General features: G+C 39.0%; 11 protein-coding genes. 10 read left to right on the top strand and 1 reads right to left on the bottom strand.

The window, feature by feature from the left end:
* Positions 1 to 18: 18 nt before the first annotated feature.
* The 7 genes from P20495_RS14580 (at position 19) to pdxJ (ending at position 6,552) form a co-directional block, all read left to right on the top strand.
* Entirely contained in the window at positions 19 to 468 is a 450-nt protein-coding gene (locus P20495_RS14580) for a SoxR reducing system RseC family protein (protein ID WP_007377530.1), read from the top strand.
* 275 nt (positions 469 to 743) lie between these two features.
* Positions 744 to 2,531 (top strand): translation elongation factor 4, encoded by a 1,788-nt coding sequence (lepA, locus tag P20495_RS14585; protein ID WP_008134818.1) that lies wholly within the window; start codon positions 744 to 746, stop codon positions 2,529 to 2,531.
* A 16-nt stretch (positions 2,532 to 2,547) separates the two neighbouring features.
* On the top strand, positions 2,548 to 3,483 hold the full coding sequence (gene lepB, locus P20495_RS14590; protein ID WP_008134817.1) for a signal peptidase I: 936 nt from the start codon (positions 2,548 to 2,550) through the stop codon (positions 3,481 to 3,483).
* 2 nt (positions 3,484 to 3,485) lie between these two features.
* On the top strand, positions 3,486 to 4,163 hold the full coding sequence (rnc, locus tag P20495_RS14595; protein WP_007377527.1) for a ribonuclease III: 678 nt from the start codon (positions 3,486 to 3,488) through the stop codon (positions 4,161 to 4,163).
* Positions 4,153 to 5,085, top strand: coding sequence for a GTPase Era (era, locus tag P20495_RS14600; protein WP_007377526.1), 933 nt, complete (start codon positions 4,153 to 4,155; stop codon positions 5,083 to 5,085). The genes rnc and era overlap by 11 nt, the downstream gene beginning before the upstream one ends.
* 20 nt (positions 5,086 to 5,105) lie before the next feature.
* Positions 5,106 to 5,798: a DNA repair protein RecO gene (recO, locus tag P20495_RS14605; RefSeq protein ID WP_007377525.1), complete on the top strand. Its 693-nt coding sequence runs from the start codon at positions 5,106 to 5,108 to the stop codon at positions 5,796 to 5,798.
* Between the two features lie 22 nt (positions 5,799 to 5,820).
* A complete protein-coding gene (pdxJ, locus tag P20495_RS14610) occupies positions 5,821 to 6,552 on the top strand; it encodes a pyridoxine 5'-phosphate synthase (protein WP_007377524.1) in 732 nt (243 codons plus the stop codon).
* A gap of 27 nt (positions 6,553 to 6,579) precedes the next feature.
* Here the strand turns inward: pdxJ and barA are convergent, their stop codons facing one another.
* Complete coding sequence (barA, locus tag P20495_RS14615; protein ID WP_008134816.1) at positions 6,580 to 9,366, bottom strand: two-component sensor histidine kinase BarA; 2,787 nt, start codon at positions 9,364 to 9,366, stop codon at positions 6,580 to 6,582.
* Between the two features lie 124 nt (positions 9,367 to 9,490).
* On the opposite strand from barA, the gene rlmD reads away from it, so the two are divergent.
* From rlmD to mazG, 3 genes are read left to right on the top strand one after another with little or no spacing between them, the layout of a single operon-like run.
* Positions 9,491 to 10,816, top strand: coding sequence for a 23S rRNA (uracil(1939)-C(5))-methyltransferase RlmD (rlmD, locus tag P20495_RS14620; RefSeq protein WP_008134815.1), 1,326 nt, complete (start codon positions 9,491 to 9,493; stop codon positions 10,814 to 10,816).
* Positions 10,817 to 10,824: 8 nt separating this feature from the next.
* The gene (gene relA, locus P20495_RS14625; protein ID WP_008134814.1) at positions 10,825 to 12,981 is read left to right on the top strand and encodes a GTP diphosphokinase; all 2,157 of its coding nucleotides are present in this window, start codon (positions 10,825 to 10,827) and stop codon (positions 12,979 to 12,981) included.
* A 2-nt stretch (positions 12,982 to 12,983) separates the two neighbouring features.
* Positions 12,984 to 13,778, top strand: a complete 795-nt coding sequence (gene mazG / locus P20495_RS14630; protein WP_008134813.1) for a nucleoside triphosphate pyrophosphohydrolase — start codon at positions 12,984 to 12,986, stop codon at positions 13,776 to 13,778.
* Positions 13,779 to 13,870: the final 92 nt, after the last annotated feature.

Below are 13,870 nucleotides of genomic sequence, written 5' to 3'. Positions count from 1 at the left end.
CGATTTGTAAGGATTGTTATGATTGAACAAACCCTCACTATTGTGGCCCTTGATGGCCACATTGCTTATTTAGAAGCACAGCAAAAACAAGCTTGTGAAGGCTGCAATGGTCGTTGCGGCTCACAAGTGTTTGGCAAGTTATTTGGCACCGCAAAAAAAACCTTTCCATATAGATTCGACTTACCAGTCGAGGTCGGTCAAAAAGTTACTTTGTCACTTGATGATAGCCTCGTTGTTAAACATGCTTTTGCTGTATATATGTTACCTTTATTTTTAAGTCTAACGTTTGCATTTATTGCTTCTGAGTTACTTTTAATGGCCGAAGGCTGGCAAATCTTAGCGGCTGCTTTAGGTGGCATTACTGGATTTGTTATTGCTAAAACTCGCGTGAAATCGCTAAAGCACGATATAAAAGTTATAAAAATTCACCCAATTAGTATCCCTTTAACTCAAATAGATGGTGATTGACGCCAATTAAATGTAAAATTGCCGTTTTATACCAAAGTAACTTGGAAATACAGGGAACCGTGGTTTTTTAAATTATTTTATCTGACTGAATTATTTAAGTTAAGTAAATATAACTTATTGTTATTCAATGCATAAAATGTTTGTAACCCATCTTAAAAAGCGTGAGCTAAGTCTGTAATTTACAAACTCAGCTTATGGCATCCTAAAGCAAGTATTTTCAAGTCACTTAGGTATTCATATTTAGTCCATTAAAATAGAAGTATAGAATCCAGTTTATGAAGCATATCCGTAATTTTTCGATCATCGCCCATATTGACCATGGTAAATCGACCCTTTCAGATCGTTTGATCCAAGTTTGTGGCGGTTTAACCGACCGTGAAATGCAAAAACAAGTTTTGGATTCAATGGATATTGAGCGCGAACGTGGTATTACCATTAAAGCGCAAAGTGTAACGTTGAATTACAAAGCGAACGACGGCGAAACCTACCAACTTAATTTCATTGATACTCCAGGACACGTTGATTTTACGTATGAAGTGTCGCGTTCTTTAGCTGCATGTGAAGGTGCGCTACTCGTTGTTGATGCAGGCCAAGGCGTTGAAGCACAAACACTAGCTAACTGTTACACCGCTATTGAAATGGAATTAGAAGTAATTCCAGTACTTAATAAAATCGATTTACCGCAAGCAGACCCTTTACGTGTTGCAGAAGAAATTGAAGAAATTATTGGTATTGATGCCCTTGACGCAGTGCAGTGTAGTGCTAAAACAGGCGTAGGTATTGCTGAAGTACTTGAAATGATTGTAAGAGATGTTCCGCCACCAGTAGGCGACAAAGATGCACCTTTACAAGCACTTATTATCGATTCTTGGTTTGACCCATACCAAGGTGTTGTATCATTAGTGCGTATTAAGCACGGTGAATTACGCACTGGCGACAAAATAAAAATAATGTCGAACGAGCATATCCATACTGCCGACCAAGTGGGTGTATTTACACCTAAGCAAACTAACACCGGTATTTTAAGAACAGGTGAAGTAGGGTTTGTTATTGCTGGCATCAAAGAGATACATGGTGCGCCAGTAGGCGATACTATAACTCATCAAAAAAATGCGGCTCCACTTCGCTTACCTGGTTTTCAAAAAATTAAGCCTCAGGTTTATGCAGGTATGTTCCCAATTGCATCAGACGAGTATGAATCATTCCGTGATGCACTTAATAAATTAAGCTTAAACGATGCGTCGTTATTCTTTGAACCAGAGAATTCAACTGCACTAGGCTTTGGTTTCCGCTGTGGCTTTTTAGGCATGCTACACATGGAAATCATTCAAGAGCGTTTAGAGCGTGAATACGATATTGATTTAATTACTACGGCACCTACGGTAATCTACGAGATAGTTACCAAAGAAGGTACATTCCAGATTGATAACCCATCTGATCTACCTGCGGTAAACGATATTGTAGAAATTCGTGAGCCGATTGTTGAAGCAAATATTTTGGTACCACAAGAATACTTAGGTAATGTTATTACTTTGTGTATTGAAAAACGTGGTAGCCAAACAAAAATGACTTATCACGGAAAGCAAGTAGCTGTTACATACGAGCTGCCTATGGCTGAAGTGGTCATGGACTTTTTTGATAAATTAAAATCTACAAGTCGTGGTTTTGCATCACTGGATTATAATTTTAAACACTTTCAAACATCTGATATGGTGCGTGTTGATATTTTGATCAACAGTGAACGTGTTGATGCACTTGCGATTATTGTTCACAGAGATGGTGCACAATCTCGTGGTCGTCAGTTAGCTGATGCATTGAAAGAACTTATTCCACGTCAAATGTTTGATATTGCGATTCAAGCAGCGATTGGACAGCATGTTATTGCACGTACCACAGTCAAGCAATTACGTAAAAACGTAATCGCTAAGTGTTATGGCGGTGATGTGAGTCGTAAGAAAAAATTACTTAAAAAGCAAAAAGATGGTAAAAAACGAATGAAGCAAGTAGGTAATGTTGAAGTGCCTCAAGAAGCGTTTTTAGCTATTTTAAAAGTTGGTAAATAAAAACAAAGGATTATAAATGGCTGGTTATTTTTCAGTTTTATTGGTGCTATTAACTTTAGGCTCAGGCTTAATATGGTTAATAGATCACTTACTGTATGCACCTAAAAGACAGGCGCGCTTAGCGATAGCGCAAAAGTCTGCAGGTGCGCCGTTAGATGATGAAACAGCAGCATTAATAGCACCAGAACCAGTAATAACAGAAACGGCAAAGTCGATTTTTCCGATGATTGCTGCAATTACTATTTTTAGATCATTTATTTTTGAACCGTTTCAAATTCCATCGGGTTCAATGATGCCTACGCTGCTAGTTGGTGATTTTATTTTAGTGCAAAAGTACTCATATGGAATAAAAGACCCTGTTTGGCGTACCCAATTAGTTGATATGGGTGAACCTGAACGTGGTGATATTGTTGTTTTTAAATACCCGTTAGATGAAAAAGTTGACTATATTAAACGTACAATAGGTTTACCTGGCGATAAAGTTGTTTATCGTGATAAACGTTTATATATTCAGCCAAATTGTAAAGAAGGCGAAACCCAGCAGGGTGAGCTTTTATGTAATGAATTCAATAAAATTGATTTTAAATTAATTAATGATAATGAATTTAAACAAGGCCCAATGCCTCTAGCTCGCGTAAATGAAAATTTAACAACAGTTACGCATGATATTTTAATCAACCCACAAGCGCCTGAAAGAAAAGGGCGTTATTACCAGCAACCGGGCACGCCTTCTGATGAATGGACTGTTCCTGCTGATCATTATTTTATGATGGGTGATAACCGCGACAACAGCCAAGATGGTCGCTTTTGGGGCTTTGTACCAAAAGAAAACTTGGTGGGTAAAGCTGTCTTTATATGGATGAGTTTTGAATTTGAGAATGGCCCTGATGATATTTTACCAGGATGGGTTCCAACTGGTGTTCGCTTTGAGCGCCTAGGTAATATTCAGTAACAATGAAAAAAAATGTAACAGAATTATATGACAAAATTGGCTATGTATTTACTGATCAAGGTTTACTTGAGCAGGCAATGACGCACCGCAGCCACAAAGGTCAACATAATGAGCGACTAGAATTTTTAGGTGACTCTATTTTGAGCTTTGTGATTGCTAATGCACTTTATGCCAAATTCCCTAAAGCGCGTGAAGGTGATTTAAGCCGTATGCGCTCAACACTTGTACGAGGTCAAACTCTTGCCGAGTTTGGTCTTGAATTTGGCTTGGGCGATTATTTACGCTTAGGTCCGGGTGAGCTTAAAAGTGGCGGATTCCGTCGTGAGTCAACGCTTGCTGATGCAGTAGAAGCTATTATTGGTGCTGCATTTCTAGATTCAGGTATCGACCGCTGTGGCGAGCTTATATTAGCGTGGTATGAATCTCGCTTGGATGCTATTTCACCAGGGCTTAATCAAAAAGATCCGAAGACCCTGCTGCAAGAGCATCTACAAGGTCGTAAGTTGCCTCTTCCAGGTTACACTGTGGTTGATACTAAAGGCCAGGCACACAATCAAACATTCACGGTTGAATGTATTGTTGATGGAATGGATAGCATAATTTCTGTTGGTAGCTCACGCCGCAAGGCTGAACAAAAAGCTGCCGAAAAAGCATTGAAGATAATTAAAAATGAATCTTGATACCCTAATACAGCCTCGTGAAGGTGATGTAGATACGTTTTGTGGCATGGTCGCAATTGTAGGACGTCCAAATGTTGGTAAATCGACTTTACTCAATGAGATCATTGAGCAAAAAGTAAGTATTACCTCACGTAAACCACAAACAACGCGCCATCGTATTATGGGTATTCATACCGAAGGTAAACATCAAGCTGTTTACATCGATACGCCAGGGCTACACGTTGAAGAAAAGCGTGCTATTAACCGCTTAATGAACCGTGCAGCGTCTAGCTCAATCGGTGATGTAGAGCTTATTATATTTGTAGTTGAAGGCACTCACTGGAATGCTGATGACGACATGGTACTGAACAAAGTATCGCAAAGTGGTAAGCCAGTATTATTGGTTATTAATAAAATAGACCAAGTTAAAGACCGCGATCTTGTATTGCCTCATATGAAGTGGTTAGGCGATAAGTTTGATTTTGTTGGTATTATGCCTGTGTCTGCAAAACAGGGAAAAAATATAGACTTAATCAAAGCTGAAGTAACTAAGCGCTTACAACCGTGTGAGTTTTACTTCCCTGAAGATTACGTCACAGACCGCTCAATGCGCTTTATGGCGGCTGAAGTTATCCGTGAAAAATTAATGCGCTTCATGGGTGAAGAATTACCGTATTCTGTTACTGTTGAAATTGAACAGTTTAAATGGCAAGACAACGGTATTTGGCATATCAACGGATTAATTCTTGTTGAGCGCGAAACACAAAAACGCATGGTTATTGGTAATAAAGGCGAAAAGCTAAAAACCATTGGCCGTGAAGCCCGTAAAGACATAGAGGAAATGCTTGATAATAAAGTGTTTTTAGAGCTTTGGGTGAAAGTTAAATCTGGTTGGGCTGATGATGAACGAGCACTACGAAGTTTAGGTTATGGTGAAGACTAAACCAATAATTAGTATTATCTATGGATAGCGACTTCTACACTGCTTATTTATTGCATCGACGTCCTTACAGTGACTCACAAGTAATGCTTGATATGCTTGTAGAAGGCGTTGGGCAACTTAGAATGATTGCACGCATTAGTGGCCGCCAGGCCACTAAACATAAAGCTCAGTTACAACCTTTTCAACCACTACTTGTCCATTACAGTGGTAAATACGATCTAAAATACATCAATAAGTTTGAGCTACACGGCACACCACTTTTTTTAAAAGGTGATGAGCTTTATTGTGGCTTTTATTTAAATGAATTAACTAACCGAATAGTGCCTATTAATGAACCTATAGAACAGGTTTTTCATCTTTATAAAACGCATTTAGAAAACCTAAACAGTGGGGCTAATTTACAAGCTGTACTTCGCTCATACGAGTTTCAATTATTAGAGCTACTTGGCTATGGCGTCGATTTTAGTTTTGATGCCAGTGGTGAACCAATAGACGAGACGCAAACGTATAGTTACTTTCCTGAGTTTGGTTTTTTAGTGCAAGAAGATACGCGTTCTGGCTTTAGCGGTTTACAACTAAATGCGATAGCAAATCATGACTTTAGCCAAACTGATGTGTTATATATGGCAAAACAATTAAGTCGATATTTATTAAAGCCTTTGTTAGGTAATAAGCCATTAAAGAGCCGTGAGCTTTTTAGTGCTTCTCAATAATCGTAATTTTACAGGTAAAATAATGAAAGATATTCTTTTGGGTGTAAACGTTGATCATATTGCAACGCTTCGCCAAGCGCGTGGAACTACATATCCAGACCCTGCTCATGCAGCCAGTGTTGCTGAGCACGCAGGCGCCGACGGCATTACAATTCACTTACGTGAAGACAGACGCCATATTCAAGACCGCGACGTTTACGTGATGGCTAAAACGATTCAAACACGTATGAATCTTGAAACAGCTGTTACCGATGAAATGATAAAAATAGCGCTTGAAGTAAAACCTGAGTACGTGTGTTTAGTACCTGAAAAGCGCGAAGAATTAACAACCGAAGGTGGCTTAGATGTAGCGGGTAATATAGATAAAATTAAAGCCGCAACAAAAACGCTTACTGACGCAGGCATTAAAGTATCGTTATTTATTGATGCAGATAAAGTGCAATTAGATGCAGCCAAAGAATGTGGTGCTCCTTATGTAGAGATACACACAGGCGCGTATGCTGATGCAACAAATGATACCGATTTACACAAAGAGTTAGAGCACATTCGTGAAGGTGTTAAATACGCAGCGAGTTTGGGGTTGATTGTTAACGCGGGACATGGTCTTCATTATCATAATGTAAAACCGATTGCAGCAATGCCAGAAATTTACGAGCTTAATATAGGTCATGCTATCATTGCTCGCGCCGCGATTGATGGATTGGAAAAAGCAGTCCGCGATATGAAACGCCTAATGCTTGAAGCACGAACTTAAGTTATTTTAGTTAAAAAGACACGCTTATTATAGCGTGTCTTCTTTAGATTTTTCAGCTGATTTTGAATCGAGAAGTAAGCTTTCAAGTTCATCTTGTAGCTCAAAAAGCTCAGGTTCTATACTCTCAAGTATACATTCGCTCTTAAGTGATGTTTCGATGGTCTCTGCCAATGACTTAAGTCTTGGTACACCTGTGTAACAACACGCTCCATGGAACTTGTGGACAATGCTTAGCACTTGTTTACAACTGGTATCATCAATTGCTTTTGCAAGTAAGCTAAGTGTTTCAGGTATGCTTGATAACAGCATGTTGAGCATTTCAAGAGCAAGCTCATTTTTACCACCAGCACGTTGCAGTGCTAATGCCCAATCTATACGATTACTTTCGAAAGGAGCAGGGCTTTGTGGTACTTCATTTTTGGTTTTATCACGATTAACAGGTGTCTGCGGGCTATGATCGCTGATTATCTGTTTCAACATGTCTTCATCAATAGGCTTGGTTAGGTAACCTTTAAAGCCATCTTTAAGTAGCTGCTCTTTTTCGCTATTCAGTGCATGAGCAGTCACTGCAATGATTGGTGTATCTTCGTTTAGAGATGACTCTTGAATAAGTTTACATGCAGTAATACCGTCCATAATTGGCATTTGTATATCCATAAAGATGACATCATATTTATGGCTTTTACTTAAACTATAAGCCTGTGAGCCGTTATGAGCGGTTTCTATTACTTCAATCTGTTCACTTAATAAAGTATGGAGAAGCTTTAAATTAGCATCGTTATCATCAACGACAAGTACTTTAAGTGGAAGTAACTGGTGTTCATTCTGCTCAATATTATGAACAGGGTGGTCTAGTCTGTATGGTGCTGCAAGTACTTCACACAGTTTTCGGTGGTTAAGTGGTTTACTTAAACACGCATCAGCACCACTGCCTATAAACGCTTCTCGCATATTGTGCGAAACTGTATTTAACATTAAATATAAGTAGTCAGTCGATTCGCGAACTGATTTTACATAGCTTTTTAATTGCTGCATATCATCAACAGAAGCCATGTGACCTATTAAGCAAATATCGTATTTATGCTCTTTATTTGTTATAGCGTCTAAAAAACTGGTTTCGTTAAAGCAGGCTGTAACTGATGTTTGCCACTGTGTTAATAACGATAGAACAGCGTGATGAGTATGCTCATGCGGTTCTAAATATAAAATACGTTTACCAATGAGAGATTTACTCGGTAAATCGTTGGTAAATACGTGATTCGGTAATCTAAATATACTGTTGAATGTGAAACACGTGCCGTTACCAGGTGCTGAGTTGAGTGTTATTCGGCCATTCATTGCTTCAACAATATGTTTGGTAATGATAAGCCCCAAGCCCGTGCCACCGAATTTTCGGGTAATACTTGAATCAGCTTGGCCAAATGGGGTAAACAGCGAGTCTTGTTTATTCATAGGAATACCAACACCCGTATCAGTTACTGAAACTAATAAAGAAGCACGCTCTTCATCAAGTAATCGGTAACTCACATCTACTTTTATAGAGCCTTTTTCAGTAAATTTTATAGCGTTACTTAATAAGTTTATAAGTATTTGTTTAAAACGAGTTGGATCGCCAGTTAAGTCATCAGGGACTTGTTGATTAATATAAATAGATAATTCAAGTTGCTTATCATGAGCACTCGGAGCGAGCAATGTCATTACTTCGTTTATGGCATCCCTAAGTTGAAACTGAATTGATTCAAGTTCCATTGCACCGGCTTCTAATTTAGAAAAATCTAAAATATCACTAATAATCGTCATCAGGCTATTTGCAGAAAGTTCAATTGTGTCTAAATAGTCTTTTTGGTGTTTATTTAGCGGTGTTTTATAAAGTTGTCGTGTAAAACCAATCACCCCATTTAAAGGGGTACGTAGTTCGTGACTCATTTTAGCTAAAAAATCAGACTTAACTCTGTTGGCATCTTGCGCTTCTTTTTTTGCCATCGTGAGCTGGATATTTTGAGTTTCGTACTGCTCTAATGTTTCACGATAATCACTGGTTGCTTGATCGATGTTTTTTTGCATTTCATCTTTTTGCATTACCATTGTATGGGCTATCGTATTTAAACCTTCCCGCAATAGTTCAAACTCACCGATCATGGTATCAGTTAGTCCCGTATTTCTTTTTCCTTCAACCAACTTGTCGGTGGCAAGTACGAGTTTATTAAGCGGCGTCATAAACATACGACTAAGTCTTAATGCTAAAATAGCGGCAAACACCAAAGATAGAATAATAACAATACCGCTTATTAATAGCGCACGTTGTTGGCCTATTACAGCTTGATCTTTATTTAGCTGTAAAATAACCGTGCCTAAAGGTGATTGTAATTGAGTCGGTTCCCATTTCAAATCTTGGTTAGTGTGATTAAAAATGGGGGTAAAAAACGTGACGAGTTCATCTGACTTTTGCACTTGAGTAGTATTTAAGTTTTGCATTACTTTTTGATTAATTAATTTATCAAAAGAGCGATGATAATTACTGGTCATGATGAGCTGATTATTATCATCAAAAATGGCAATCGATTTTACTGTGGGTGAGTGCTTATTATGGGTATAGCTAATTAGTCGATTAAGCAGTTGTTTGTTTTTTTCTTGTAGTGGTTGTTCAAGCGCAATTGCTAAAGGCTCTGAAATAGTAGTCCCTTGTTGATATAAAATTTCATCAAGCTCAATGTAACGATTTATTGTAAAATACCCACCAAGTAACAATCCAATGATCACCGTCGGGATCAGGGTCAGTGTTAAAACAGAATCGCGTAAGCCTAATTTGGTCATAATGGAAGCATTTTTATCATTATTAGTATCCTTTGAGTATATACGGATCAACACCTATTCTCAAAGCATCTACCATCGTTGAAGATCAATTGTTTTAACCAATAATTATTTAAGGTAATGCCAAATGGCACAAATTTTTAAAGCTAAAAAACAGCCGCTACAAAAAAAGTCAGTGGTACTTGATATAACAGCAATGGATCATCAAGGGCGTGGTATAGCTAAGCATAATAATAAAGTGTGTTTTGTTAGTGGTGCTTTACCTAACGAACAAGTTAAAGCAACAATAATCGATGATAAAGCCCGCTACAGTAGCGCGGCAACGCAAAAGGTTATTAAAGCAAGTGATGCACGCGTAACCCCTTTTTGTGAACATTATAATCACTGCGGTGGCTGTCAATTACAGCATTTAGAGACAAGCCAACAAGTCATCGAAAAACAAACGGCGGTTAACCAGTTATTTGAAAAGTTCGCCAAACAAAAAAACTTAAATTGGGAGGCGCCATTATTAAGCAAGTCAACGCATTACAGGCGCAGCGCCCGTATTGCTGTTATGTTTGATAAAGCGGCTAAAAAAATACGCGTGGGTTATAGGGCAAGTGGTTCTAAAAATATTGTTAGTATTAACCAGTGTGCAGTATTGAGTGAAGCATTCGCAGATGTATTTACACTTTTTGATAGTTTAATTAATCAACATAAATCGCTGCACAGTATCAGTCATCTGCAATTGTGTGAAAGCGACGAGCACAGCTTTGTTGTTATTCGTCATACAAAAACAATCTCCGACGAGTTTAAAATATTAGTCGAGCAGGCTACTGTAAGTCATAAATATGAGATTGTATGGCAAAGTGAAAGTGACGTGATTGAACATTCACACTTTGCGATGCCGTATTATTATTTAAAAGAATTTGATCTTAAGTTTGAATTTGGTTTAGGTAATTTTATCCAAGTAAACGCGCAAGTTAATCAAGCTATGCTAAAGCAATCCGCAGACTGGCTTAATTTAAATGGCGATGAAAGCGTATTAGATTTATTTTGCGGCATTGGTAACTTTTCACTCGTGTTGGCAAAACAAGCAAAAACAGTTATTGGCGTAGAAGGTGTTACCTCAGCGGTTGCAATGGCGGCTCAAAATGCGCAAACTAACTCTATTACCAATGCCGAGTTTTATTGCTTTGATTTAACGCAAAAAATACAAAATGCGCCGTGGTTTAGTAAAGATTTAGATGTATTAGTGTTAGACCCATCTCGTACTGGTGCAATGGCTGTTTTAGAGCAACTACCTTTAAAGCAGTTTAAAACAATTTTATATGTCTCTTGCGACCCTGTTACTTTAGCCCGTGACAGCGCTATTATTTCGCAAGCAGGCTTTGAGCTTAATAAAATAGGGCTAATGAATATGTTTCCTCATACAGGACATATCGAAACTATGGCGTTATTTCAACGGAGGTAAAGCGCATTATGGTAGCTACACGTCAATCACATCAGCAAGTTGAAACAGGTGATTTTGCGACTCGTCTTAAAGTACTCAAACTTTGTGCTGAAAAGGCGGAGATGCTTAATCAAGCGCAAGCACTGTGTGTTAACAGTAATAGTCAGAGTCGACAAAATACAGCCATTGAAATGGTTGAGATTTTAGTTGAGTTAAATCTTGATGCTGAATCGTTAGCGACGGCGTATTTAACCCCATATTTTTTAGATGGCTTAGTGCCTTTAGAAGTGATCGAAGAGCAGCTAGGTAGTAATGTGGCCATACTGCTAACAGGCGTTGCGCAAATGGCGACTATTAGCACTTTATCGCATCAAGGCAAAGGCACGGTGCAAGTCGATAACATTCGAAAAATGCTGTTAACCATGGTTGAAGATGTCCGTGCAGTGGTTATCAAGTTAGCTGAGCAGGTTTGCCATTTACGTAACGTAAAAGATGCTGGCGAAGAAGATCGCGTTATTGCTGCAAAAGAAACTGCCGATATTTTTGCCCCACTAGCTAATCGACTCGGTATTGGGCAATTAAAGTGGGAGCTTGAAGATTTATCGTTTAGGTATCTTCGTCCAGATATTTACAAAAATATTGCTAAGCAACTTGATGATAAACGTTTAGCACGCGAAGCTTATATGGAAGATATGGTGGAGCAAGTCAAAAGCCGTTTGAGTGAAGCAGGCATAGAGGCTGAAGTTTACGGTCGACCTAAACACATTTACAGTATTTATAAAAAAATGGCGCAAAAAAACTACGAATTTGATCAACTGTTTGATATTCGTGCTATGCGTATTGTGGTTGAGCGCTTGCAAGACTGCTACGGTGCGTTGGGTATTGTGCATACCAATTGGCGTCATCTTAATAAAGAGTTTGACGATTACGTCGCGACGCCGAAACAAAACGGCTATCAGTCTATTCATACCGTGGTATTTGGCCCTGAAGGTAAAACAGTAGAAATTCAAATTCGTACCCAAGATATGCACCAAGATGCAGAACTGGGTGTGGCAGCGCATTGGATATATAAAGAAGGCGCATTGCCAGGGCGCGGCTCGGGTTATGAGCAAAAAATTAGCTGGCTACGTAAATTACTGCAATGGCAAGAAGAAGTGGTTGATGGTGGCGATTTAGCTGAAGAGCTTAAAAATCAGGTGGTTGAAGACCGCGTATACATATTTACACCCAGTGGCGATATTATTGATTTGCCACTTGGCGCTACACCGCTTGATTTTGCTTATTATATTCATTCGAACGTTGGCCACCGCTGTATTGGTGCAAAAGTATTTGGCAAAATAGTGCCGTTTACGCATCAACTTACAACGGGGGATCAAGTAGAAATACTGACACAAAAGCAACCTAACCCGAGTAGAGATTGGTTAAACCCGTCACTAGGTTACATTAAGTCATCGCGTGCAAGAGCTAAAATACATCATTGGTTTAAGCAACTTGATCGCGACAAAAACTTAAGTGCTGGTAAAGAAATACTTGATAATGAACTGCAAAAATTAGGTTTAAGCTATAAAGCTCTAGAGCCAGCAATAAAGCGGTTTAACTTTAAAGAGCTTGACGATTTAATGGTTGCCATTGGTGCGGGTGATGTACGCCTCAATCAAATGCTAAATTTTGTTACCGACCGCACAGAAGACGAACCGGTAATTCGTATTAAAGCACCCAGTAAAGTAACGGGTGATAAAAACGGCATTGTAGTTGATGGCGTTGGTAGCTTAATGAGCCATGTTGCAAAATGTTGCCGCCCTGTACCTGGCGATGAAATTATCGGCTATATTACGCAAGGGCGTGGTATTGCGGTGCATCGTGAGGATTGTGACTCATTTAACCACCTTAAGGCACAACACCCAGAGCGTGTTATTGCAGTGAGTTGGTCAGACGATATTAGTGGTTCATACGCACTAAGTATTAAAATAGAAGCAACCGATCGTTCAGGGCTAATACGCGATATAAGCTCAGTACTTGCTAACGAAAAAGTCAACGTACTTAATATGAATGTAAATACAGTTGAAGATAATCAGTTAGCAGTGTTCACAATGCAAATAGAAGTACATGACTTATCGGGTACTAACCGTGTTCTTTCTAAGTTACACCAAATTGAAGGTGTACACGATGCCAAGCGTGGTCATTAACCATGAATGATAATGCAGCGCTTACACAACTTCTTAGCATAATGAACACACTGCGAGATCCCAAGGGCGGTTGTCCGTGGGATCTCAAGCAAGATTTTAAATCTATTGTGCCGCATACATTAGAAGAAGCATACGAAGTTGCTGACTGTATTGAGTCAGGCAACTTAGGTGAGCTTAAAGGTGAGCTCGGTGATTTGTTATTTCAAATCGTGTTTTATGCCCAACTAGCTCAAGAGCAAAACCTATTTGATTTTAATGATGTAGTTGAGCAATTAAACAGCAAATTGATCCGTCGACATCCACATGTATTTGCCGATAAAAAAGTACTCACTGCTGAGCAATTATCGCAGCAGTGGCAAGCAATAAAAGCGCAAGAACGCAGTACCAGAGCAAAAAGCGAATCACCTTCCTTTTGGCAAGATATTCCTGCAAATATGCCAAGTTTAAGCAAAGCTAAAAAAATCCAACAACGCGTGGCTTCTCTTGGTTTTGATTGGCCAACGTATCATGGTGCTCTTGATAAAGTGAGCGAAGAAGTGCTTGAAGTAAAAGAAGCGATTGAACAGGACCCTTTGTCGGATCATACCGCAGAAGAACTTGGCGACTTACTTTTTGCAACCGTGAATGTAGTACGCCATGTAAAACGCGACCCTGAGCAACTTCTTCGCAGTGCCAATGATAAGTTTTCAACGCGCTTTGAAAAAGTCCAAGAGTATTTAAACGCACAAGGCAAAAGTTTAGATACTGCCACCTTTGAAGAAATGGATCGCGCATGGGATGCGATTAAAAAATTGTAATTAAATTATGCACATTTTTTGTGCGCACATTTGCTATTTTTAGCTGGATTGATAAGCCGTGTTTTGGTACAATTTCGCCCCGTCTTGATGAT

This window comes from Pseudoalteromonas sp. BSi20495, from assembly GCF_000241185.1.
Classification (GTDB): Bacteria; Pseudomonadota; Gammaproteobacteria; order Enterobacterales; family Alteromonadaceae; genus Pseudoalteromonas; species Pseudoalteromonas fuliginea.
Note: the sequence above shows the minus strand (reverse complement) of the source record. Positions and strands in the feature narration are given on the sequence as shown.